This is a genomic window from Paraburkholderia phytofirmans PsJN (assembly GCF_000020125.1).
Taxonomy (GTDB): Bacteria; Pseudomonadota; Gammaproteobacteria; order Burkholderiales; family Burkholderiaceae; genus Paraburkholderia; species Paraburkholderia phytofirmans.
The window spans coordinates 3,849,210-3,871,770 of the sequence record NC_010681.1; the positions used below are offsets into that span (position 1 = coordinate 3,849,210).

Annotated in this window: 21 protein-coding genes; 10 read left to right on the forward strand and 11 right to left on the reverse strand. The window is 63.5% G+C overall.

Annotation, left to right across the window (positions count from 1 at the left end; all coding sequences use genetic code 11):
* Positions 1 to 21: 21 nt before the first annotated feature.
* The 4 genes from aroE to mpl form a co-directional block, all read right to left on the reverse strand.
* Positions 22 to 885, reverse strand: a complete 864-nt coding sequence (gene aroE, locus BPHYT_RS16975; RefSeq protein WP_012434372.1) for a shikimate dehydrogenase — start codon at positions 883 to 885, stop codon at positions 22 to 24.
* Positions 882 to 2,999 (reverse strand): ribonuclease catalytic domain-containing protein, encoded by a 2,118-nt coding sequence (locus tag BPHYT_RS16980; protein ID WP_012434373.1) that lies wholly within the window; start codon positions 2,997 to 2,999, stop codon positions 882 to 884. Before BPHYT_RS16980 ends, aroE begins: the two co-directional genes overlap by 4 nt.
* A 206-nt stretch (positions 3,000 to 3,205) precedes the next feature.
* Entirely contained in the window at positions 3,206 to 3,808 is a 603-nt protein-coding gene (locus BPHYT_RS16985) for a YqiA/YcfP family alpha/beta fold hydrolase (protein WP_012434374.1), read from the reverse strand.
* On the reverse strand, positions 3,805 to 5,199 hold the full coding sequence (gene mpl / locus BPHYT_RS16990; RefSeq protein WP_012434375.1) for a UDP-N-acetylmuramate:L-alanyl-gamma-D-glutamyl-meso-diaminopimelate ligase: 1,395 nt from the start codon (positions 5,197 to 5,199) through the stop codon (positions 3,805 to 3,807). The genes BPHYT_RS16985 and mpl overlap by 4 nt, the downstream gene beginning before the upstream one ends.
* A gap of 278 nt (positions 5,200 to 5,477) precedes the next feature.
* On the opposite strand from mpl, the gene BPHYT_RS16995 reads away from it, so the two are divergent.
* From BPHYT_RS16995 to BPHYT_RS17040, 10 genes are all read left to right on the forward strand, one after another.
* Positions 5,478 to 6,131: a hypothetical protein gene (locus BPHYT_RS16995; protein WP_012434376.1), complete on the forward strand. Its 654-nt coding sequence runs from the start codon at positions 5,478 to 5,480 to the stop codon at positions 6,129 to 6,131.
* Between the two features lie 10 nt (positions 6,132 to 6,141).
* Positions 6,142 to 6,693, forward strand: a complete 552-nt coding sequence (locus tag BPHYT_RS17000) for a TlpA family protein disulfide reductase (protein WP_012434377.1) — start codon at positions 6,142 to 6,144, stop codon at positions 6,691 to 6,693.
* Between the two features lie 194 nt (positions 6,694 to 6,887).
* Complete coding sequence (gene aroQ, locus BPHYT_RS17005) at positions 6,888 to 7,343, forward strand: type II 3-dehydroquinate dehydratase (protein WP_012434378.1); 456 nt, start codon at positions 6,888 to 6,890, stop codon at positions 7,341 to 7,343.
* 67 nt (positions 7,344 to 7,410) lie between these two features.
* Complete coding sequence (gene accB / locus BPHYT_RS17010) at positions 7,411 to 7,881, forward strand: acetyl-CoA carboxylase biotin carboxyl carrier protein (RefSeq protein ID WP_012434379.1); 471 nt, start codon at positions 7,411 to 7,413, stop codon at positions 7,879 to 7,881.
* Between the two features lie 130 nt (positions 7,882 to 8,011).
* Positions 8,012 to 9,379 (forward strand): acetyl-CoA carboxylase biotin carboxylase subunit, encoded by a 1,368-nt coding sequence (gene accC / locus BPHYT_RS17015; protein ID WP_012434380.1) that lies wholly within the window; start codon positions 8,012 to 8,014, stop codon positions 9,377 to 9,379.
* Between the two features lie 3 nt (positions 9,380 to 9,382).
* Positions 9,383 to 10,285, forward strand: coding sequence for a 50S ribosomal protein L11 methyltransferase (gene prmA, locus BPHYT_RS17020; RefSeq protein WP_012434381.1), 903 nt, complete (start codon positions 9,383 to 9,385; stop codon positions 10,283 to 10,285).
* Positions 10,286 to 10,333: 48 nt separating this feature from the next.
* Complete coding sequence (locus BPHYT_RS17025) at positions 10,334 to 11,734, forward strand: zinc-ribbon and DUF3426 domain-containing protein (protein ID WP_012434382.1); 1,401 nt, start codon at positions 10,334 to 10,336, stop codon at positions 11,732 to 11,734.
* Between the two features lie 73 nt (positions 11,735 to 11,807).
* Positions 11,808 to 12,308, forward strand: a complete 501-nt coding sequence (gene tpx / locus BPHYT_RS17030; RefSeq protein WP_012434383.1) for a thiol peroxidase — start codon at positions 11,808 to 11,810, stop codon at positions 12,306 to 12,308.
* A 94-nt stretch (positions 12,309 to 12,402) separates the two neighbouring features.
* Positions 12,403 to 13,341 carry a carbohydrate kinase family protein gene (locus BPHYT_RS17035; protein WP_012434384.1) on the forward strand — a complete coding sequence of 313 codons (939 nt, stop codon included), beginning with the start codon at positions 12,403 to 12,405 and terminating at the stop codon, positions 13,339 to 13,341.
* A 26-nt stretch (positions 13,342 to 13,367) separates the two neighbouring features.
* Positions 13,368 to 13,844 carry an outer membrane lipoprotein gene (locus BPHYT_RS17040; RefSeq protein WP_012434385.1) on the forward strand — a complete coding sequence of 159 codons (477 nt, stop codon included), beginning with the start codon at positions 13,368 to 13,370 and terminating at the stop codon, positions 13,842 to 13,844.
* 248 nt (positions 13,845 to 14,092) lie between these two features.
* Here the strand turns inward: BPHYT_RS17040 and BPHYT_RS17045 are convergent, their stop codons facing one another.
* The 7 genes from BPHYT_RS17045 to BPHYT_RS17075 all read right to left on the reverse strand — a co-directional run bounded on the left by BPHYT_RS17045 (position 14,093) and on the right by BPHYT_RS17075 (position 22,500).
* A complete protein-coding gene (locus BPHYT_RS17045; protein ID WP_012434386.1) occupies positions 14,093 to 14,710 on the reverse strand; it encodes a histone H1-like DNA-binding protein in 618 nt (205 codons plus the stop codon).
* A 30-nt stretch (positions 14,711 to 14,740) separates the two neighbouring features.
* Positions 14,741 to 15,067, reverse strand: a complete 327-nt coding sequence (locus BPHYT_RS17050) for a hypothetical protein (protein ID WP_012434387.1) — start codon at positions 15,065 to 15,067, stop codon at positions 14,741 to 14,743.
* A gap of 86 nt (positions 15,068 to 15,153) precedes the next feature.
* Positions 15,154 to 16,389, reverse strand: coding sequence for a ribonucleotide-diphosphate reductase subunit beta (locus tag BPHYT_RS17055; protein WP_041759041.1), 1,236 nt, complete (start codon positions 16,387 to 16,389; stop codon positions 15,154 to 15,156).
* Positions 16,390 to 17,087: 698 nt separating this feature from the next.
* Complete coding sequence (locus BPHYT_RS17060) at positions 17,088 to 20,093, reverse strand: ribonucleoside-diphosphate reductase subunit alpha (RefSeq protein WP_012434389.1); 3,006 nt, start codon at positions 20,091 to 20,093, stop codon at positions 17,088 to 17,090.
* Between the two features lie 551 nt (positions 20,094 to 20,644).
* Positions 20,645 to 21,241 carry a 1,6-anhydro-N-acetylmuramyl-L-alanine amidase AmpD gene (gene ampD / locus BPHYT_RS17065; RefSeq protein ID WP_012434390.1) on the reverse strand — a complete coding sequence of 199 codons (597 nt, stop codon included), beginning with the start codon at positions 21,239 to 21,241 and terminating at the stop codon, positions 20,645 to 20,647.
* On the reverse strand, positions 21,238 to 21,561 hold the full coding sequence (locus BPHYT_RS17070) for a PP0621 family protein (protein WP_012434391.1): 324 nt from the start codon (positions 21,559 to 21,561) through the stop codon (positions 21,238 to 21,240). The genes ampD and BPHYT_RS17070 overlap by 4 nt, the downstream gene beginning before the upstream one ends.
* Positions 21,562 to 21,570: 9 nt before the next feature.
* Positions 21,571 to 22,500, reverse strand: a complete 930-nt coding sequence (locus tag BPHYT_RS17075) for a cytochrome C assembly family protein (protein WP_012434392.1) — start codon at positions 22,498 to 22,500, stop codon at positions 21,571 to 21,573.
* Between the last annotated feature and the right edge of the window lie 61 nt (positions 22,501 to 22,561).

The window sequence follows — 22,561 nt, forward strand, 5'->3', positions numbered from 1 at the left end:
CGCTGCAAGATAAACGTCGCCTTAAGCGTGCGACGGCGCCGTCAACAGCGCGCGCAATTCGGCCAGCACCGGCGCGCCGTCAGGCCGCACACCGCGCCACACGTAAAACGATTCAGCGGCCTGCTCGACCAACATGCCGAGCCCATCGGCGCCACGCGCGCCCAGCTTCCGCGCGTGTTCCATGAAGACGGTCGGATGCGCGCCGTACATCATGTCGTAGGCAAGCGTGCCGTTGCCGAACGCGCGGTCGTCGCACTCGGGCAGCGACGCGTCCAGACTGCCCGCCGTCGCGTTGACGATCACGTCGTACGTGCCCGCCTCGATCGCCCGCGCACTGCCGCCGCTCAATTGGCACGCGGCGTCACGCGCGGCTTGCGCGAATTGAGCCACCAGCGCCTCGGCCTTTTCCGCCGTGCGATTGACGATGGTCAACGTATGCGGCGCGCGGTCCAGCATCGGCAGCACCACGCCGCGCGCGGCGCCGCCCGCGCCCAGCAACAGAATGCGCGCGCCCTTCAAGGACACACCGAGATTCACCTCGATGTCACGCACGAGACCGAAGCCGTCCGTGTTGTCGCCGTAGATACCGTTCGCGTCGAAGCGCAACGTATTCACCGCGCCCGCCGCCGCCGCGCGCGGCGACAACGTGTCTGCAAAGGCATGCGCGTCGAGCTTGAACGGCACGGTCACGTTCAGCCCGCGCCCGCCTGCATCGATAAAGGCCCGCACGTGCGGCACGAACGCATCAACCGGCGCGAGCAGGTGGCCGTACTCGACGGCCTCGCCGGTCTGCGCGGCGAAGCGCCCATGAATGAACGGCGACTTGCTGTGGCCGACCGGGTTGCCGATGACCGCGTAGCGATCGCGTGAATCCTGGGTGCTCATCGTCCCGGCTCCGCAATGTGCTGATGCGTAGCGGCACCGTCCGCACCCTCGCTGCTTTCGGCGTCGTCCTTCACGGCAGCCGCGTCGTTGCCGTCGAGTTCGGCTTTGGCCTGCGCCTCGGCTTCGCCTTCGGCGCTCTCGTCCGCGGCGTCGATGATCTCCTCTTCGCCCTCGTCCGCTTCTTCAGCCTCGCTGCCGCTCGTCACCGTCGGCGCGTCGAGCACGTGCAGCAGACGCACGGACGCTTCGACGGTCAACTCATCGATCGACATCACTTCCATCTGCAAACGCGTGCCGCGCGCGTGCACGCCGAGGCCCGGCACATGCAGAAGCAGCGGAATCTCTTCAAGACGCACCAGATCGCCCTTCACCACCGACGCCACGACCTGCTTCCTGTTCTCCTGCTTCAGCCAGCGCAGGCACCAGAAATATTCCATGCGACGCTGATGATCGGCATACGCGGTGTACGTATCGTCGAAACCCTGCACGACGGCGAACAGATCGGCGTCTTTGGGCTTGAACGGCGCAGCCAGTTTCGCGGTCACGCCATGCTGCACGCAGGCAATCAACTGCCACTGGTTCACCAGGTCGACGTAACGGCGCAGCGGCGATGTGCTCCACGCGTATTGCGTGACGCCGAGGCCTTCGTGCGGCGCGGCGTTGGTCTGCATGCGCGTGCGCTTCGGGCCGGTTGGCGCGCCGAATGCGCGTTGCGTGCGGTAAATGCCCGGCACGCCGTGGTCATGCAGGAACGCGCCCCACGATGAGTTCGCGAGAATCGCCAGTTCGGCGACGATCGTATCGAGCGGCGACCCACGACGGCGCGGCGTGATCGTGATGTGCTCGCCTTCCACGTAGAAGTTGAAGTCGGTGTTGCGCTGCACTTCGCGACGCAAACCGTAGCCGGCGCGCGCGGCCTGGCGCTTTTCGAACAGCGCCTGCGCGAACGGCCACAGCACGGCGATATCGTCCTTGTGCGGATAGTCGCCGCTGCCGGCGGCGAGCGCCTCTTCGGTGACCAACTCGTCGAGTGTGTTGTGGCGCAGGTTGTTCTTCACGAACACGCGCTCGGCGCGCGTTTCGCTCGCAACGATCTCCTGCGTCTCGCGATTGACGATCACATACAGCGAGAGCGCCGGACGCAAGCCGCCTTCGGCCAGCGTGAACGCTTCGACAACGCTGTCGGGCAGCATGGTGATTTTGTCGCCCGGCATATACACGGTCGACAGACGCGTGCGCGCGATCGCATCGACCTCGTCGCCCCGCTGAATGCCGAGCGCCGGCGCGGCGATGTGCACGCCGATCCGCACGCGGCCATCGGCCAGATGCTCGACGGAGAAAGCATCGTCGATTTCAGTCGTGGTGATGTCGTCGATCGAAAACGCCTGCACGTTCGCTTCGGGCAGATCCTCCGGCAAGCTGCCGACGGTGACAGGCGGAAAGCCCGTGCCGTGCGGGAAAAACTCGGAGAGGAATTTCGCTTCGTGCAGCGCACGCGCCGACGGAATGGCACCGTTTTCCAGCATCAGACGCGCTTGCGAAATACCGCGCGCCGCCGCCGCGGCTTCGAGCGCCTTGTACTCGATCGTGTTCTTGTCCGGCTTGGTCAACAGCCCCAGCGCCTTGCTGCCGGTGAAAGCTTCCGGCAGACGGCCGGCTTTCAGCTCGTCTTCGTATCCTGCCTGCACCAGCGCCTGCTGGCGTTTGCGCTCGAGGCCGGCGAGCGCCATCTTCAGTTGTTCCTGCGGCGCGCGCTGATACATGCCGCGGCCCTTGCGGCGGAAGTACACCGGCGAGCCATGCATGCGCAACACCAGCGCGGCGCGCTCGATCGACCCGAAGCTTTCGCCGAAATATTCGGCGCCGAGGGTCGCGAACGGAAATTCGTCGTCAGGCGCGCACTCCCACAGGAAGTCCAGATCGATCTCCTGCGCGGCGGCGTCGGCCTGTTGCATCAGTTCGGCCGCGCTCGGCTTTTCGAATTCGATCAGCACGTCTTTCGCGCGCACCTTGGCGCGCCGGCCGCCCGGCAGCTCGACCTGAAAAGCATCGCCCTGGCGCGACAGCACGCTGCCGGCCTTGAAACTGCCCGATTCCTCGAAGAAAACGTTCACTCAATACTCTCGTTCTGACTTGCATCTGCCGGCGCGCCCGATCTGGTTCAGCGATCGGTCATTGCGTGCGCGGCACGGCAACGTGTTCGTGGTAGTGGATCCGCGGCGCGGTACGCGCGCGCCTGCGGCATGACTCATGATGCGCGGCAACTGCCGCGCTGCCGGAACGCCCGGCGTGACGTGACTTATCGCGACATCAAGCGGCTTCAAGCGGCTTCGCGCGGCGCCGGCGGCTCGACGTCTTCCGCGTCGCAAAAGGCCAGCACGTCGTCGACGTATTGCGCAAACTCGCTGATCGCGTGGTCGCTCCCTTCGATCAGCGTAGTCCGTGCGCCGGGATAGTGCGCAAGCATTTCGCGGTAGTCGAGCACCTCGTCGCCGGTGGCGGCCATCAAATAGTAGCGTTCGGGCCGCGTGATCTCGGCGACGCCGAGCGCGCGCAACTCATCCAGATGATGCGGCTCGACGACGATGCTGCCGCCGCCATGCCACAACGGCTGCTCGCCGAGATAGGCGCTCAGATCGCGCTGCGGCACGACCGCCGGGTTCAGCAGCACTGCCGGCCAGCCGTGCTTTTCAGCCAGATGCGTGGCGAAATAGCCGCCGAGTGAACTGCCGATCAGCGTGACGTTTTTCGGCCGGGCCGCGGCCACCAGCGATTCGGCGAGCGCCACGGTCTCGAACGGCGAAACCGGCAACATTGGGCAGCACCATTCGTCGCTGCGGCCGAGTTCGACGAGCCGCGCCGCCAGCACGCGCGCCTTGAATGAATTGGGCGACGAGCGGAAACCGTGCAGATAAAGGATCACGAAGCGCCTCGCGCGGAAAGGGCGTCGAGCAGTCTCTGATGCACGCCGCCGAAGCCGCCGTTGCTCATCACCAGAATCTGGTCGCCTGGGCGCGCTGCGTGGACCACCGCTTTGACGAGCGCGTCGAGATTGTCGAAAGCCTGCGCCTTGCCGCCGAGCGGCGCGAGCGCCTCGCCGAGATTCCAGCCGAGCGCGTCGCGGCCGCTCGGCGCGCCGTAGCCGAATACGAGATCGGCGTCGGCGAGACTGGCCGGCAATTGCGCTTTCATCACGCCGAGCTTCATGGTGTTCGAGCGCGGTTCCAGCACGGCGAGAATCCGCGTGTTGTGGCGGCCGACGCGGGCGCGCAACCCGGCTACGGTCGTGTCGATGGCGGTTGGGTGATGCGCGAAGTCGTCGTACACGGTCACGCCGTCGACGCTGCCGCGCACTTCCATGCGGCGCTTGACGTTGCGAAAGCTCGCCAGCGACCGGGCGGCCTGCGCCGGCGGCACGCCGACATGGCGCGCGGCGGCGATTGCGGCCAGCGCGTTCATGCGGTTGTGCTCGCCTTGCACCTGCCATTCGACCACGCCGACGCGCGCACTGTTGTGATAGACGGCGAAACGCTCGTCGACCGGCACGCCGTCTTCCGCCGGCAGGGTTTGCCAGCCGCCCTGCACGCCGAAGCGCTCCACTTCGCTCCAGCAGCCGCGCGTCAGCACGCGCTCGAGCGCGTCTTCACGACCGTTCGTGACCACTCGGCCGATGCCCGGCACGGTCCGGATCAGGTGATGGAACTGCGTTTCGATCGCGCCCAGATCCGGGAAGATGTCTGCGTGATCGAATTCGAGGTTGTTCAGCACCGCGGTCTTGGGCCGGTAGTGGACGAACTTGGAGCGCTTGTCGAAGAAGGCCGTGTCGTACTCGTCGGCTTCGATCACGAAGAAGCTGGAATCGGTCAGCCGCGCGGACACGCCGAAATTCAGCGGCACGCCGCCGATCAGAAAACCCGGATTGAGGCCGGCGTCTTCGAGCAGCCACGTCAGCATCGAACTGGTCGTCGTCTTGCCGTGCGTGCCAGCCACCGCCAGCACCCATTTGCCGTTCAGCACATGCTCGCCGAGCCATTGCGGGCCGGAGGTGTACGGCAGGCCGCGGTCGAGAATGGCTTCCATCAGCGGGTTGCCGCGCGAGACCACATTGCCGATCACGAACAGGTCCGCGTTCAGGCCGTTCAACTGGTCCGCGTCGTAGCCTTCAATCAGGCCAATGCCTTGCGCCTCGAGCTGCGTGCTCATGGGCGGATAGACGCCGGCGTCGCAACCCGTCACGGTGTGGCCCGCGCCGCGCGCGAGGACCGCGAGACCGCCCATGAACGTGCCGCAGATACCGAGAATGTGGATGTGCATAAGCCTGTCGTGCCGCGCGGGCGTTTTTCTTGGAAGGGCCCCTACTAATCCGGCGCTTCGCGCCAGTCCCCCGAGGGGGCAAGAAAAGCGGGCGCGGCCCGGCGTTTTCCTGAGAGGGATGGGAGCGCAGAAGAGCGGCCGAAACGACCGTCTGCAAAGGACGCTATTGTAACCGACGCCTTTCGATCGCCCTATGCGCGCTCGCCCGCGCCGCCGCGCCCGGCGCGCTGCGCGACCCGCCAGGAAAGGCCGTCGTCAATCTCTAGTATCATCGAGGGATGGTTCGCAAATCACACTTCGATCCGCAGCGCGTGCGCGAGGAAATCGCCATCGCGGCTGCCCGCATGATCGCCGAAGACGGTCTGGACTACGCCACGGCGAAGCGCAAAGCCGCCCGCCAAGTGGTCGGCGAGAGCCGTGTTGCCGGCGAATGGCTGCCGGATAACGACCAGATCGAGGAAGAAATCCGCGAGTATCAGTCGCTGTTCCAGGGCGACAGCCAGCCCGCGCTGCTGCGGCGGCTGCGCTGCGTCGCGGTCGACTGGATGGAACGGCTTGCGCCGTTCAACCCTTATTTGACCGGCGCGGTGTTGGGCGGCACCGCCGGCGAGCACTCGGATATTCACCTTCAGGTGTTCTGCGACAACCCGAAGGAAGTCGCGATCTATTTTCTGAACGCCGACATTCAGTACGACGTCTCGGAAACGCGGCACTTTGCCGGCCGCGGTTATGTCGAGACGCTCAGCTTCCTGTGGCGCCCCACGAATGAAGGGCGCGAGGCGGAGCCGGTCGGCCTGCACGTGGCGCTTTACGAAACGGACGACCTGCGCGGCGCGGTACGCGCCGACGCGCGCGGCCGCACGGCGCGCGCGAATCTGCAGGCCGTGCAGACGCTGCTCGACGGCAGCGACGTCGCTCCTACAACCAACTAGACTGACCAAGATGAATACGAGACGGATTCTGGCGGGCGCGTGTGTCGCCATCGTCGCCGCGGGCGGCGGGGTACTGGCCAACCACTGGCTGAATGGCGGCGTGGAGGAAGTCGCGCACGCCGCCCAGCCAACCTCTTCTCAAAGCGCAGTCGGGCAACTCTGGACCGCCCCTGTCACGACGGTGGACGGCAAGCCACAAACGCTAAGTGTGCTCAAAGGGCACCCAATCGTCGTCAACTTCTGGGCCTCGTGGTGCGGGCCTTGCGTCGAGGAAATGCCGGCTCTGTCGCAGCTTCAGCGCGATTACGCGAAAAAAGGCATCCAGTTCGTCGGACTTGGCGTCGATTCCGAGAAAAACGTCCAGGCGTTCCTGCAGAAAGTGAAAGTGGCGTACCCGATCTATATCGCCGGCTTCGGCGGCGCCGACCTCGCGCGCGCGTTCGGCAATACTGCGGGCGGGCTGCCGTTTACCGTCGTAATCGACGCAAAAGGCAACATTCGCTCGACAAAATTAGGACAAATCGACCCGCAGGCGCTGAAACAGACGCTCGACACGCTTTAAATTTCACATTCTTTTGACGCTCGATTACCCGCGGAAGGCGTGAAATTGCGCGCAAATTCCGCGGATTTGAGAGAAGATGGGCGCCCGGCGCGGCCGCAAAGTGCCGCCCGCATCGATCCGTACGTGCGCGAAACTAGACAAGTTTCTCTAATCAGCGCTAAAGTGCGCCCAATTCCACGGAAAAAGAAGCGACCATGACGCGACTGCTGGTACTGCACGGCCCCAACCTCAACCTTCTCGGCACCCGGGAACCCGAGGTCTACGGTCGCGTGACCTTACCGCAGATCGATCAAGCGCTGGCGGACCGCGCAGCGGACGCAGGCGTCGAACTCGCGTCGTTCCAGAGCAATCACGAAGGCGCTCTGGTGGACCGCATTCAATCCGCGCGGACTGAACAAACCGATTTCATTCTGATCAATCCCGCCGCGTACACGCACACCAGCGTGGCCATTCGGGACGCACTGGCGGGGGTCGGCATCCCGTTCGTCGAGATTCATCTGTCGAACGTGCATCGTCGCGAACCGTTCCGGCATCACTCGTATTTCTCCGACCAGGCTGAGGGCGTGATTTGCGGCCTCGGCTGGAAGGGATATCTGTACGCGCTCGAATTCGCGCTCGACCGGCTTTCCGCCGGCTCGTCGCGCGGCTGATTCCAAACACGTCTAATTTGCGCCGGCTGCGCACGCGCCGGCACTTTCGCATTAAAGGGGCTGCCTGATGGACTTACGTAAACTGAAAACTCTGATCGACCTCGTCTCGGAGTCCGGTATTTCCGAACTCGAAGTGACCGAAGGCGAAGGCAAGGTCCGCATCGTCAAGAATGCGCCGCCTGTTTACGTGCAGCCGTCCGCCTCGTATGCGCCGCAATACGCGCAGCCGGCACCGGCAATCGGTGGCGAAGCGCCGGCCGCGGCGGCAGCCGCACCGGCCACGCCGGCCGCCGCCGCGCCGCAAGGCCATGTGGTGACCTCGCCCATGGTCGGCACCTTCTACCGCGCGCCGTCCCCGGGCGCCGATCCGTTCGTCCAGGTGGGCGACACGGTCAAGGAAGGCCAGACGATCTGCATCATCGAAGCGATGAAGCTGCTCAACGAAATCGAGTCGGACAAGTCCGGCGTGGTGAAGGAAATCCTCGTCGAAAACGGTCAGGCGGTCGAGTACGGCCAACCGCTGTTCGTGGTCGGCTGACGCGGCACGCTCTGCGCTTTATTGTGCGCATGCCGCCCGCGCGCCCGTTTTCCCCGGGCGCGCGACCGATCCTCTGAGGCAGCCGGCGTTGTGAGCAACCCGGCGCCCATTGATGAGTCGAAAAACCGCTATGTTTGAAAAAATCCTCATTGCCAATCGTGGCGAGATCGCGCTTCGTATCCAGCGCGCCTGCCGCGAACTCGGCGTCAAGACGGTCGTCGTTTATTCCGAAGCCGACAAGGAAGCCAAGTACGTGAAGCTCGCCGACGAGGCCGTCTGTATCGGCCCGGCGCCTTCGAACCTGAGCTATCTGAACATGCCCGCGCTGATCAGCGCGGCGGAAGTCACCGACGCCGAAGCGATCCACCCCGGCTACGGCTTCCTCTCGGAAAACGCCGACTTCGCCGAACGTGTCGAACAGTCCGGCTTTACCTTCATCGGCCCGCGCCCGGAAACGATCCGGATGATGGGTGACAAGGTCACGGCCAAGCAGACCATGATCAAAACCGGCGTGCCTTGCGTGCCGGGTTCGGAAGGCGCGTTGCCGGAAGATCCGAAAGAGATTGTGAAAATTGCCCGCCAGGTCGGCTATCCGGTCATCATCAAGGCCGCCGGCGGCGGCGGTGGCCGCGGCATGCGCGTGGTCCACACGGAAGCGGCGCTCGTCAACGCGGTCAACATGACGCGCGAAGAAGCCGGCCGTGCCTTCGGCAACCCGCAGGTCTACATGGAGAAATTCCTGGAGAACCCGCGGCACATCGAAATTCAGGTGCTGGCCGATTCGTTCAAGAACGCCGTCTGGCTGGGCGAACGTGACTGCTCGATGCAGCGCCGTCACCAGAAAGTGATCGAAGAAGCGCCGGCGCCGGGTATCGCGCGCCGCCTGATCGACCGCATCGGCGATCGTTGCGCGGACGCCTGCAAGAAGATGGGCTATCTCGGCGCGGGTACGTTCGAATTCCTGTACGAAAACGGCGAGTTCTACTTCATCGAAATGAACACGCGCGTGCAAGTCGAGCATCCGGTCACGGAGCTGATCACGGGCGTCGACATCGTGCAGGAACAGATCCGCATCGCGGCCGGCGAGAAGCTCGCCTTCCGTCAGCGCGACATCGTGTTCAAGGGTCACGCGATCGAATGCCGGATCAATGCGGAAGATCCGTTCAAGTTCATTCCGTCGCCGGGACGTTTGACGTCGTGGCATATGCCGGGCGGCCCCGGCATCCGCGTCGACTCGCATGCCTACAATGGCTATTTCGTGCCGCCGAACTATGATTCGATGATCGGCAAGCTGATCGCTTACGGCGCAACGCGCGAACAGGCGATCAAGCGCATGCGCATCGCGTTGTCGGAGATGGTGGTGGAAGGCATTCAGACCAACATCCCGCTGCACCGCGAACTGATGCTGGACGCGAAATTCGTCGAAGGCGGCACCAGCATTCATTACCTCGAAAACCGGTTGGCCGCGAAGCTGCAGGCCGCGCCGGAAGAAGCGTAACTCATGAGCTACCGGGAACTGATCGCCGAGCTGGCACGCGAGCACGCGGAGGAATTCTCCGACGCGCTGCTCGAGTTGGGTGCGTTGTCCGTGTCGGTCGAAGATGCGGACGCCGACACGCCCGACGAACAGCCGCTGTTCGGCGAGCCCGGTCTCACGCCGGATCGCACGGCGTGGCAGCGTTCGCGCGTGATCGCGCTGCTCGCGCCGGAGCACGAGCCGGCTGTGTTGCTCACCGCCGCGGCCAATGAAATCGGCCTGCCGGCGGCCCCGTCGTTCACCGTGCGTGAAGTCGAAGATCAGGATTGGGTGCGGCTCACGCAGTCGCAGTTCGATCCGATCAAGATCGGCGAACGCATCTGGGTCGTGCCGTCATGGCACGATGCGCCGGACCCCGAAGCACTGGTGCTGGAGCTGGATCCTGGGCTCGCCTTCGGCACCGGCAGCCATCCCACTACGCGGCTTTGCATGGAATGGCTGGAGCAGTCGGTGCAGCCCGAGCAGTCCGTGCTCGACTACGGCTGCGGCTCCGGCATCCTCGCGATCCTCGCGAAAAAGTGCGGCGCGAATCCCGTGTACGGCATCGACATCGATCCGCAAGCGGTCGAGTCGGCGCGTCACAATAGCGAGCGCAACCGCGCGGAAGTCATCTACGGCCTGCCCGACGAATGCCCCACCGGCGAGTTCGATATCGTGGTCGCTAATATTCTCTCCAACCCGCTCAAACTGATGGCCTCGATGCTCACGTCGAAGGTCAAGCCGGGCGGCAAGATCGCGCTATCCGGCATTCTGGCGCGGCAAGCGGACGAGGTCGCGCAGGTCTACTCACGGTGGATCGACATCAGCGTATGGCGCGAACACGAAGGTTGGGTGTGCCTGTCGGGAACGCGTCGCGAAAGCCATTAGAATAAGGCGTATTGTCCAACCAACGGCCTTCCGGCTCACCGGCTCAATATGCTCCTGGCGACGCGTTGCCCCTTCTGCGAAACCGTCTTTCGTCTGCAAACGGAACAGCTTGCGCTGCGCCGCGGCCTCGTGCGCTGCGGACATTGCCATGAAGTATTCGATGCATCGAGCAGCCTGTTCGACATCAGCGAAGGCGGTGATTTTTCCACCGCGAAACCGGTCGCCGCGGCTGCGGCGATAGAAGCGCTCTCGGGCGTGCGGCCGAAAGGCCCCGACTTCAGCGCCGAAGCCTGGGACCCGTGGGCGGCCGCGCCCGACGCCGCCATCGACAACCGTCTGCGCCACAACGCCGGCAATGTGCCGCTCTCGCCGGTCTCGACCGGCGCGGGCGTCGCCGTCACGCCGCACCATGCCGCGGAGCCTGAGTTGCCGCCCGGCGCACCCAACGCAGCGCTTCCTCCCGACGATGAACCACTGCTCGCGGATGCGCCGCTCGACCCGTTCGCATATCACCTGGACCCGCCCGAGGAAGATACCGAAGCGCCGCGTGTCTGGCACAAGACTGAGCGGGCTCCCGACGCGGTGCCAAGCGAACCGCTCGAAGAGCCGGTTCTGGACGAGCCGGCTACCTTGTATGGCATTCCTGAAAATGAGCCGCGTTTCGGCGCGGCCGGCTTGGGTGCGGCCGGCTTGGGTGCGGCCGGCTTGGGTGCGGCCGGCTTAGGCGCGGCCGGTGCAGGTGCAGGTGCAGGTGCAGGTGCAGGTGCGCCTGGCGTAGGCTCCGCCAACCCACGTGCAGCGGGCGCAACTGGCGCGGCTTCAGGCGCAGCCGCGACGCCCTTTGCCCCTGCCAGCCCCGCTGCCGCCGGCCCAATCTCCGCCAGCGGCGAACCCTTTTCCGTGCAGCCCGTCAACGACGGCCCCGATCCTTTCCCCGTGGTGCGCGAAACTCGCCCGGCCGAACCGCGGCGCATGGGCTGGATCATCGCCGGCTCGGTGGTGGCGGCGCTGTTGATCATCGCGCTGCTTGCGCAGCTCGCCTGGTGGCAGCGCGAAACGGTGATGGTGTATTTCCCGCGCTCGCAGACGCTCTATGCGAAAGCCTGCCTGACGCTCGGCTGCCAGGTCACGCCGCCGCACGACATCGACGGCTTGCAGGTCGAACCGTCCGATCTGCGGCAGATCGACGGTCCGCACAAGCTCGAACTGAAGATGCCGCTGCGCAATCGCTTCAATATCGCGCTCGCCTATCCGGCCATCGAACTCACGCTGCTCGACGACCAGAACAACGTCGCGGTGCGCCGCGTGCTGTGGCCGCAAGACTACGTTCCGCCCGGCACGCAGATCGCGGCCGGCCTGCCCGCGCATACGACCCAGACCATGATCGTGCATCTCGACACGGGCAATGCGGTCGCTTCCAATTTCCGCGTACAGATTTTTTATCCGTAACGCTTTCCCGCGCGCCTGGCACTGACTGGGCGCGTTCACCGTCAATCCTGACGAATTTTCGGAGCACGACAACATGAGTCAAGTTACGCTGGGTGGTAACCCGATCGAAGTAGCCGGCACGTTTCCGTCGGTGGGCCAGACGGCTCCCGCTTTCTCGCTGGTCGGCAAGGATCTGAAGCCGGTGTCGCTCGCCGATTTCGCCGGCAAGCGCAAAGTGCTGAACATTGTTCCGAGCCTCGACACGCCGACCTGCGCCACCTCCACCCGCAAGTTCAACGAAGCCGCCGCCAAGCTGACCAACACGGTCGTGATCGTCGTGTCGGGCGACCTGCCGTTCGCCGCCTCGCGCTTCTGCACGACCGAAGGCATCGAGAACGTCGTCACGGCGTCCACGTTCCGCGGCCATGAGTTCGCGCAAGCCTACGGCGTCGACGTGACGAGCGGCCCGCTGACCGGCCTGACGGCCCGGGCCGTGGTGGTGATCGACGAGAACGACAAGGTCGTTCACGCTGAACTGGTCGGCGAAATCAAGGACGAACCGAACTACGACGCAGCCCTCGCCGCGCTGAAGTAACACCTTCGCGCACGAACCCGGCGCCGCGCTTCATGCGCGGCGCTGTCACATCGTCGCGCCCATTCTCTTTATCGTTTTTACAGGAACGCTCGCCTTGGCTACGCTGATTTGCGGCTCGCTCGCCTACGACAACATCATGACCTTCGAAGGCCGGTTCCGGGAGCACATCCTGCCGGCGCAGGTCCACATCCTGAACGTGAGCTTTCTCGTGCCGACCATGCGCCGCGAGTTCGGCGGCTGCGCGGGCAACATCGCCTACTCGCTGCATCTGCTGGGCGGCGACGCGCGCATCATGGGCACGCTCGGCTCGGTCGACGCGCAGCTCTATATGGACCGCTTCGAGCAACTCGGGCTGTCGACGGAGAGCGTGCTGGTGGTGCCGGACACGTACACGGCGCAGGCGATGATCACCACCGACCTGGAAAACAATCAGATCACCGCGTTCCACCCCGGCGCGATGATGCAGTCGCATCTGAATCGCGCGGACGAGGCCAAAGGCATCACGCTCGGCATCGTCGGGCCGGATGGCTACGACGGCATGATCCAGCACGCCGAGCATCTCGCGGCCGCGGGCATCCCGTACATCTTTGACGTGGGTCAGGGCTTGCCGCTGTTCGACAGCGATTCGCTGCAGCGCATGATTGAACTCGCCACTTATGTAGCGGTCAATGATTACGAAGCCAAACTGGTGAGCAACAAGACGGGCTGGTCGATCGAAGAGATCGCCGGCAAGGTCGAGGCGCTGATCGTCACGCTCGGCGAGCATGGCGCGCAGATCCATCACGCGGGCGGCATCGAAGAGATTCCGGCGGTCAAGGCGCAGCAAGTGCTCGACCCGACAGGTTGCGGCGACGCGTTCCGCGGCGGCTTGCTGTACGGCATCGAGAACAAGCTTGGCTGGGCCACCACCGGGCGTCTCGCGAGCCTGATGGGCGCGCTCAAGATCGAACATCAGGGCCCGCAAAATTACGCGCCCAGCCGGGCCGAGATCAACGAGCGGTTCAAGCAGGCGTTCGGATACGACCTGCCGTAATACCGAGAGCTACGGGAGTTTAGGGAATGAGAACAACGAGTCGCCTGGTCGTGGCCGCCTTGATTGCCGGTTCGCTGGCCATGGCAGGGTGCGCGTACAACAGCAGTTCTGCGGACGTCTACACGGCATCGCAAGCACAGCGCGAAGAAACGGTTCGCATGGGCACGGTGGATAGCGTGCGCGCCGTGAAGATCAGTTCGAACAACGGCCAGCCGAGCGGCCTCGGCGCGATCGGTGGCGGCGCCCTGGGTGCGGTGGCCGGCAGCAGAATCGGCGGCGGCACCGGCGCGATCGTCACGGGCATCATCGGCGGTCTGGCGGGTGCGGTGGCCGGCAACGCGGTTGAGAACGGCGTCGCGGTGCACGACGGTCTCGAGATCACCGTCCGACTCGATAACGGCGACATGCGCGCCATCACGCAAAGCGCCACCGGCGAGATCTTCCGCGCCGGCGAGCGTGTGCGATTGCTTTCCAGCGGCGGCGTCACGCGCGTCACGCACTAAGTTTCCCCTCTCGCGCGGCGAGGCTGTCTGCCGCCGCGACGACCTCACACGCATGCCCTCCCCTGTGCATGCGTTTTTTTTCGCCCGTACGTTTCTCGCCGGGTGGTTTCTCAGGGCAAAAAAAATCCCGTCACCGGAAACCGGCAACGGGACTGACCGAGTAGCGCTCACCACGCTACTCAAGCGCTACTCGATCACCGGACACATCATGCGACGTGTCGAAGTACTTCTACCGCTTGTCGTCCAGCTTACGGACGGCTGCCCGTCGGGAACGGCCATGCCGCTGCCGGGTTCAGCGCGGTCTTCACCGTCGCCGCCGGTGCGCTCGAGACAGAAGTCGCTGCGGGTGCGGGAGCCGCCTTCTTGGCGACAGCCTTCTTCGCAGGGGCAGCCTTCTTCGCAGGAGCAGCGGCTTTCTTCGCGGCAGCCTTCTTGGCAGGCGCAGCCTTTTTAGCGGCAGCCTTTTTCGCGGGCGCAGCCTTTTTAGCAGCAGCCTTTTTCGCAGGCGCAGCCTTCTTGGCAGCAGCCTTCTTAGCCGGTGCAGCCTTCTTCGCTGCAGCCTTCTTGGCCGGTGCTGCCTTCTTTGCTGCAACCTTCTTCACAGCGGCTTTCTTAGCCGGTGCAGCCTTCTTAGCCGCAACCTTCTTCACTGCGACTTTCTTGGCAGCAGCCTTTTTGGCCGGAGCAGCTTTCTTCGCTGCAACCTTCTTGGCCGGTGCTGCCTTCTTCGCTGCAACCTTCTTCACTGCGACTTTCTTGGCAGCGACTTTCTTTGCCGGAGCAGCTTTCTTAGCCGGAGCAGCCTTCTTTGCTGCGACCTTCTTGGCTGCGGGTTTCTTAGCGGCGGCTTTTTTTGCAGTTGCCATCATTTTCTCCTTCAGGTTTTCAGATGAGAGTCAGTTCAAACTACACCCTTCGTCAAAACCCGCTTCCCGCGGACGCTTCTCAGGGCGCGCGCTACGAAGCGGGCTATTCATCGGCGTACGCAGGTGCTGCGCGCTTACGCTAATGAATGCGGTAAGGCGCGCCGTGCCAAAAGGCACCGCGCGCCAGATCTGTTCGGCGTGAAAGCTCAACGCCGGCAATTGCTTGATCGAGCCGCCGGCAACGACGCCAGCGGCTTTTTCCGGGGGGAAGTTTGCCCATCCCACTGAAGGGTTCGCAAAGTGCCTGTCATAGTTGTGGGCCGCGAAGGCACGCGGCGCACCGGGCATGCTTTGCATCAGGCGATTCTGCTCCTAGCCAAAATTGCCGCGGCCCAAGCCGACGGCATCCCCATCGATGAATGCATCTGCGGTACGAACCCGGATCACTCCCAGGTCAGCGCGCCGCCAGTTTGATATTCGATCACTCGCGTCTCGAAGAAGTTGCGTTCCTTCTTCAGGTCGATCATCTCGCTCATCCACGGGAACGGGTTTTCCTCGTTCGGGTACAGCGGATCGAGACCGATCTGCTGGCAACGGCGGTTGCAGATGAAGCGCAGATAGCTCTTGAACATCGACGCGTTGAGGCCGAGCACCCCGCGCGGCATCGTGTCTTCTGCGTAACGATATTCAAGTTCGACCGCTTGCTGGAAGATCTCGCGGATTTCCGCGCGGAACTCAGCCGTCCAGAGTTGCGGGTTTTCGAGTTTGATCTGGTTGATCAGGTCGATGCCGAAGTTGCAGTGCATCGACTCGTCGCGCAGGATGTACTGGTACTGTTCCGCCGCGCCGGTCATCTTGTTCTGGCGACCCAGCGCCAGGATTTGCGTAAAGCCGACGTAGAAGAACAGCCCTTCCATCACACAGGCGAACACGATCAGCGAGCGCAGCAGCGTCTGGTCTGCCTCGAGCGTGCCGGTCTTGAAGGCCGGATCGGTCAGCACGTGGATGTACGGAATCAGGAATTCGTCTTTCGCGCGGATCGAGGAAACCTCGTGATACGCGTTGAAGATTTCGCCTTCGTCGAGACCCAGGGACTCGACGATGTACTGGTAGGCGTGCGTGTGGATCGCCTCTTCGAACGCCTGGCGCAGCAGGAACTGCCGGCATTCGGGCGCCGTGATGTGGCGGTAGGTGCCCAGCACGATATTGTTGGCGGCGAGGGAATCGGCCGTCACGAAGAAGCCCAGGTTGCGCTTGACGATGCGGCGCTCGTCTTCGGTCAGACCGTTCGGGTCTTTCCAGAGGGCGATGTCGCGCGACATGTTCACTTCTTGCGGCATCCAGTGGTTGGCACAACCAGCCAGATACTTTTCCCAAGCCCACTTGTATTTGAACGGCACCAACTGATTGACGTCGGTCTGGCCGTTGATGATGCGCTTGTCGGCGACGTTGACTCGCGCTTCCGAAACGGCAGCCGTTTCGGCAGCAGCGTGGGTCACATGAGCGACGGGAGCGACAGCCATGTCGTTCGCGAAGACGTCTTGAGCCGAGGGAGCATGAGGAGCGGAACGCGTTCCGACTTGCGAACCGACAGCCGATCCCGCAGCGTTGCGCAACACATTCTGTTGCGTAGCGCTCGAGGGAGTTACGGCAGTGATCTCGTCATCCCAGTTGAGCATAAATGTCACCATCAATTTAGAACGGTTTGTACCATCTTTTCACGAGCGATAAAAGAGTTCGCTGATGAAAAATCCTGTTTTCGATTCGCGTTGCTACGTTCATACAACACTTTGTTCAACGGAGTGTGTGCATCACCTCATGTGAAGCGTGTTGAACGCGTGTCGTCGAGGTGCTTCGCGAGCTCGAGAGCAACGTGTCGATGCGACGTTTCGCTGCTCTATCTATCTGTATTGCGGAGCGTGCTTGTAGCGTCGTGCGACTGCTGACTGCTCACTCGCGTTGCTCGTCGCGGTGGTCCGCGCTTGCTTCGCATTTGCCTCGCGCTTGTCTGTTCGTCAGTGCCGGCGAGGTGAAGTTCAATGCCATGTCGAGCGATGCATCGGGCCGGCTGCGTTGATCGACCCATCGATCGAAGCGTTTGCTGAGCGCACTGTGTCGCGCGCTTCGTCTGGTGCTGCCGACTGCTGACTGCTGATTGACCGCGTCACGATGACCGCGTCACGAAGTCAGTGACCTGCTCTGCTTCACTACGTCGCGTCGCTTCGCTGCGTTGCGATGAACAGCGCTTCGAATTTCACTCGCCGCGCCGCTCATCGACTTCACTTCTGCTTCACTTCCTTCAGCTTCGCTGCTCGCTGCATGCGGGTCATTACCTACAAGCAGTCAGCAAGCAGCGATCCTGCTACCTGCGTGCTTCTTATTGGCAAGCTTCGCACTCGTCGAAGCCAGGGTCGCCCGGACGCATCATGCACACCGGACCATCCGCTTCCGGCGCTGCTTCAACCGCGACTGCTGGCGTGGCCGCTGCAGCCTGAAAGCCACCTGCGGCACCACCAGCCGCGCCGTTGTTCGCACCAAAGCCACCGGCCGCGCCACCCGCAGCACCGCCCGAACCTTCGCCGCCACCCGAGCTCACCGCGTTCAGCGCGCCGTGCGCCACCGTCGATTTCTCGACGTGGGTCGCCGCCATCGTGCGGAGGTAGTACGTGGTCTTCAAGCCGCGCACCCATGCGAGCTTGTAGATCTCGTCGAGCTTCTTACCCGACGCGCCGCCCATGTAAATGTTCAGCGACTGCGCCTGGTCGATCCACTTCTGACGACGCGAAGCCGCTTCGACCAGCCACTTCGGATCGACTTCGAACGCGGTCGCGTAGATCGCGCGCAGGTCGGCCGGAATGCGGTCGATGCGCGAGAGCGTGCCGTCGAAGTACTTCAGGTCGGCGACCATCACTTCGTCCCACAGGCCGCGTGCCTTCAGGTCGCGCACCAGGTAGTCGTTGACCACCGTGAATTCGCCCGACAGATTCGACTTCACATACAGGTTCTGGAAGGTCGGTTCGATGCAAGCCGACACGCCGATGATGTTCGAGATCGTCGCCGTCGGCGCGATCGCGACGCAGTTCGAGTTGCGCATGCCGTAGGTGGCGATGCGCGAACGCAGTTCGGTCCAGTCCATCGACTCGCTCGAATCGACTTCGACGTAACCGCCGCGCGCGTCGGCAAGCAGCTTCACCGAGTCTTGCGGCAGGATGCCGCGATCCCACAGCGAACCGCGGTAGCTGGAGTAGCGGCCGCGTTCCTGCGCCAGTTCCGTCGACGCGTAGTAAGCGTAGTAGCAAACCGCTTCCATGGACGTGTCGGCGAACTTGACCGCTTCTTCTGACGCGTACGGCGTGCGCAGCAGATGCAGGCAGTCCTGGAAGCCCATGATGCCCATGCCGACCGGACGGTGCTTCAGGTTCGAGTTACGCGCCTTGGCGACCGCGTAGTAGTTGATGTCGATCACGTTGTCGAGCATGCGCATAGCGACGCTGACCGTGCGCTTGAGCTTGTCGTGGTCGAGCACGAGCGTGCCGTCGGCCTGTTCCTTCAGGTGAGCGACGAGGTTCACCGAGCCCAGATTGCAGACGGCGATTTCCGCGTCGCTGGTGTTCAACGTGATTTCCGTGCAGAGGTTCGACGAGTGGACGACGCCGACGTGCTGTTGCGGCGAACGCACATTGCACGGATCCTTGAACGTGATCCACGGGTGGCCGGTTTCGAACAGCATGCCCAGCATCTTGCGCCACAGTTGCGCCGCCGGGATCTTCTTGAACAGCTTGATCTCGCCGCGCGCGACCTTGTCTTCGTAAGCCGTGTAAGCCTTTTCGAAATCGGCGCCGAACAGGTCGTGCAGATCCGGGCAGGTGGACGGCGAGAACAGCGTCCAGTCGCCGCCTTCCATCACGCGCTTCATGAACAGGTCGGGAATCCAGTTCGCCGTGTTCATGTCGTGCGTGCGACGACGGTCGTCGCCGGTGTTCTTACGCAGCTCGAGGAATTCTTCGATGTCGAGGTGCCACGATTCCAGGTACGCGCACACCGCGCCCTTGCGCTTGCCGCCCTGGTTCACAGCGACCGCCGTGTCGTTGACGACCTTCAGGAACGGCACGACGCCTTGCGACTTGCCATTAGTGCCCTTGATGTGGGAGCCCAAAGCACGCACGCGCGTCCAGTCGTTGCCCAGACCGCCGGCGAACTTCGACAGCAGCGCGTTTTCCTTCAGCGCTTCATAGATGCCGTCGAGGTCGTCGTCCACCGTCGTCAAATAGCACGACGACAGTTGCGAGCGGCGCGTGCCCGAGTTGAACAGCGTCGGCGTGGACGACATGAAGTCGAAGCTCGACAGCACGTTATAAAACTCGATCGCACGTGCTTCACGGTCGATCTCGTTCAGCGACAGGCCCATCGCGACACGCATAAAGAATGCCTGCGGCATTTCGATGCGCACGCCGTCGTGATGCAGGAAGTAGCGGTCGTACAGCGTCTGCAGACCGAGGTAGCCGAATTGCAGATCGCGGTTGTTGTCGAGTGCGGCACCGAGGCGCTTCAGGTCGAACTGCAGCAGCTTGTCGTCGAGCAGCTCGGCTTGCACGCCGCGCTTGATGAACTGCGGGAAGTATTCGGCGTAACGCTCGCCCATTTCCGTTTGCGTGACTTCCTCTTTGAGGATCTCGCGGCGGATCGTGTGCAGCAGGATGCGCGCGGTGACCTGGCTGTACGCCGGGTCCTTTTCGATCATGGTGCGGGCAGCCAGAATCGCCGAGTCGTAGACCTGGCTCATCGGCACGCCGTCGTACAGATTCTTGACCGTTTCCGCGATGATCGGATCGGCGCTCACAGCGTCGCCCAGATTCGAGCAAGCCAGTTCGATGATGCCGCGCAGCGCAGCCATGTCCAGCGGACGCGTGACACCGTTGTCCGTGACGTTCAGACCCGGCGTGTTCGCCACGATCTGGTCGTCATGACCGCGCGCCTGCGTGCGCTTCTCGCGATACAGCACGTAGGCACGCGCGACGTTGTGCTCGCCGCCGCGCATCAGCGCGAGTTCGACCTGATCCTGAATGTCTTCGATATGGAACGTGCCGCCGTTCGGGCGGCTGCGCACGAGTGCGCGCACCACGTTCTGCGTGAGTTGCTCCACCAGTTCGCGCACACGCGCGGAGGCGGCGCCTTGACCACCGTTCACGGCCAGAAATGCCTTCGTCACGGCGATGGCGATTTTCGACGGTTCGAACGACACGACGCTGCCGTTACGGCGGATCACCTTGTAGTCGGCGAAGGTCGCTTGCGGCGCGAGCGCTTGTGCGCCTTGTGCCTGGCCGAAGGCCTGGCCAGTCGGTGAGCCCTCGTACCGGGTCGTCACGTTGTCGGTGGTTTGCATGTGCAAAGCTCCTGGTCCTGGAAATGTTGCGGGAAGATCCGCGGATTAAAACGAACGCTGCGCCGCCGCGTGCGCAAGCGATGGGGTGCAGGAAAGGGACCGGCTGAGCCGGTTGGCGGGATGCGAATGCGATGAAGCCTGGTTCGAATTGATAACGGTCTTCATCGTGTATGTCGCGATCACTTGCTAAGCCCCTTTCCTGAATGCTTCTGGATGCCGCCGGTGGTCTCTCCGGCCACGCCACAGGAATATTTTTTCGCTGCCTGAAATGCTTGCGGCGCCGTGCTCGGAGAGCGGACGCCGCTGACTTGTTCACCAGTTGTGCACGCGCTTATCACACGGTTATGCACATGGTTATGCACAGAGCAACACAAGATATAGTGCACAACTGGATTTGTGGCACCAAGTATAGTGGAGATTCGAGACAGGTCAAATCGTTTTATTTGCTTTCGAAGTCTTGACTTTTGCTTAGCGCGGCGCGAACACGACTCCCCGGAGAACAAGGCAGCGCCTTGTTTTCCTCGCATCACGCGAAGTCGCGCGAAGGGCCGTTACGGCGTTTTGGAAAACTTGAGATAGGGGAAATACTGAGCGTCGAGCGAGGTGTCGCGCTGCAGACGCTGCCACTCGAAATGCGGCCCTGGATCGGTCTTGCGACCGGGGGCGATGTCCGAGTGACCAGCGAGCGCTTCGACCGGATAGCGAGCCTTGAGCGCGCTCACCAGGGCGCTGAGCGTGCGGTATTGAGCCGCTTCGAAAGGCGCGGTGTCGCTGCCCTCCAACTCGATGCCGATCGAGAAATCATTGCAGCGCTCGCGGCCGAAAAAATTCGACGGCCCGGCGTGCCACGCGCGCTCGTTGCACGAGACGAACTGTTCGAGCGCGCCGTCGCGATGGATCACGAAATGCGCCGACACTCGCACGCCGCGCAGATGGGAGTCGTAGTACGGGTGCGCGTCGCAATCGAGCGTGTTGAGGAACAGTTCGGCAATTGCGGTGCCGCCGAATTCGTTGGGCGGCAGGCTGATGTTGTGAACCACGATCAGCGTCGGCACGGCCGCTTCGGGCCGCGCTTCGAAATTCGGCGATGGCAGTTTGCGTGCGGCGGCGACCCAACCGTATGCGTCGACGGTGAACTCGACGCTCATCGAGCGTCGCGGCCCGTGGGTCGCGCGCCGTGACGCTGCGCGTGCGCGGCGCTGCAGAACGGCTGCCCGGCCACCACCACGGAATCGCTCTTCGGCGCGTGCACGCCGCATTCGACGCAACGGATCATCGGCTCGGGGAGTTGCGCCGGCGCGGCAGCGCGCGCACCGCCGTTCGGACCGTTCGCGCCATTCGCGCCTTTGGCACCCGCGTCGCCGTTCGCGCCACTGCGTTGAGACGCCTGCGCGTCATGACGACGCAGCGCCTTCACCAGCCATTGGCCGACGATGAACAACAGGATCAGCAGAAATATTTGTCGCATGGGACACGCTCACACTACAGCTCGGTGCAACAGCACCTCGAAAACAAAACGGCTGCCGACGTACGCCAGCAACAGCGCGACGAACGACGCCAGCACCCAGCGCAATGCCGCACGGCCGCGCCAGCCGGAAACTTTGCGCGCGGTGAGCAGCGCGCCGAACATCACCCAGGAAAGAATCGCGAACACGGTCTTGTGATCGAGCCGCAATGCGCGGTCGACCAGTTGCTCGCTGAACAGAATGCCCGACACTAGCGTCAACGTCAGCAGGACGAAACCCGCGCCGATCAAACGGAACAGCAGCTTCTCCAGCGTGAGGAGCGGCGGCAGCGTATCGAGCCAGCTCGACAGCCAGCCGTTGCCCGCCGCGGTCGTGTGCCGCTGGGCCATGCCGCCGCGCATGGCATGCAGACGCCGCTCGACGAGCAGCATCAGAATGGCGTGCAGCGCCGCGATCGCAAACAAACCGTAGGCGATGTTGGCGATCAGAAAGTGCAGCTTGAACATCGGCGCGGCCGAATACGGCAGCACGCGCACACCGTTGAATGCGAGCGGCAGCAACGAGGCGACGCAGGCGAGCGGCAGGACCAGCAGACGCAGGCCGTCGAGCGGAAAGAAAAAGCTCTCAATCCAATAGATGCCGGCGCCGAGCCAGAACATGGCCGACAGCGCGAACGCGAAACCGAACACCATCGCGTTCTGCGGAAAGATGGTGGTATGCAGCAGCACGCCGTGAGCGAGTAGCGCCACGAACAGCAGCGCGCGGCCCGAGCCGCTCATGCCCGAAGCAGCCGACGGAGCCGACACGGGCGCCGCTGCGGCAGGCACCGGCGGCACGCTTTCGAGCATGGGACGCAACGCGGCGTGCCGGTGCGAGCGCCAGCCGGCCACGGCTAAACCGCCGTAGAGGAGCGCAGTGAGGGCATACAGTACAATATCCATATTCGAAGTTTACACTAGGCCCCTGCTCCGCGACGTCTCCTGCATCGCGCCCCGCTCCGGC

Excerpts from the sequence above, each read along its gene's own strand:
- ampD (WP_012434390.1), bottom strand. The coding sequence starts at position 21,241 with ATGAGCGTCGAGTTCACCGTCGACGCATACGGTTGGGTCGCCGCCGCA.
- prmA (WP_012434381.1), top strand. The coding sequence starts at position 9,383 with ATGAGCTACCGGGAACTGATCGCCGAGCTGGCACGCGAGCACGCGGAG.
- BPHYT_RS17050 (WP_012434387.1), bottom strand. The coding sequence starts at position 15,067 with ATGCAAAGCATGCCCGGTGCGCCGCGTGCCTTCGCGGCCCACAACTAT.
- BPHYT_RS17040 (WP_012434385.1), top strand. The coding sequence starts at position 13,368 with ATGAGAACAACGAGTCGCCTGGTCGTGGCCGCCTTGATTGCCGGTTCG.
- BPHYT_RS17045 (WP_012434386.1), bottom strand. The coding sequence starts at position 14,710 with ATGGCAACTGCAAAAAAAGCCGCCGCTAAGAAACCCGCAGCCAAGAAG.
- BPHYT_RS17070 (WP_012434391.1), bottom strand. The coding sequence starts at position 21,561 with ATGCGACAAATATTTCTGCTGATCCTGTTGTTCATCGTCGGCCAATGG.
- accB (WP_012434379.1), top strand. The coding sequence starts at position 7,411 with ATGGACTTACGTAAACTGAAAACTCTGATCGACCTCGTCTCGGAGTCC.
- BPHYT_RS17025 (WP_012434382.1), top strand. The coding sequence starts at position 10,334 with ATGCTCCTGGCGACGCGTTGCCCCTTCTGCGAAACCGTCTTTCGTCTG.
- tpx (WP_012434383.1), top strand. The coding sequence starts at position 11,808 with ATGAGTCAAGTTACGCTGGGTGGTAACCCGATCGAAGTAGCCGGCACG.
- aroE (WP_012434372.1), bottom strand. The coding sequence starts at position 885 with ATGAGCACCCAGGATTCACGCGATCGCTACGCGGTCATCGGCAACCCG.
- accC (WP_012434380.1), top strand. The coding sequence starts at position 8,012 with ATGTTTGAAAAAATCCTCATTGCCAATCGTGGCGAGATCGCGCTTCGT.
- BPHYT_RS17055 (WP_041759041.1), bottom strand. The coding sequence starts at position 16,389 with ATGCTCAACTGGGATGACGAGATCACTGCCGTAACTCCCTCGAGCGCT.
- aroQ (WP_012434378.1), top strand. The coding sequence starts at position 6,888 with ATGACGCGACTGCTGGTACTGCACGGCCCCAACCTCAACCTTCTCGGC.
- mpl (WP_012434375.1), bottom strand. The coding sequence starts at position 5,199 with ATGCACATCCACATTCTCGGTATCTGCGGCACGTTCATGGGCGGTCTC.
- BPHYT_RS17060 (WP_012434389.1), bottom strand. The coding sequence starts at position 20,093 with ATGCAAACCACCGACAACGTGACGACCCGGTACGAGGGCTCACCGACT.
- BPHYT_RS17075 (WP_012434392.1), bottom strand. The coding sequence starts at position 22,500 with ATGGATATTGTACTGTATGCCCTCACTGCGCTCCTCTACGGCGGTTTA.
- BPHYT_RS17000 (WP_012434377.1), top strand. The coding sequence starts at position 6,142 with ATGAATACGAGACGGATTCTGGCGGGCGCGTGTGTCGCCATCGTCGCC.
- BPHYT_RS16995 (WP_012434376.1), top strand. The coding sequence starts at position 5,478 with ATGGTTCGCAAATCACACTTCGATCCGCAGCGCGTGCGCGAGGAAATC.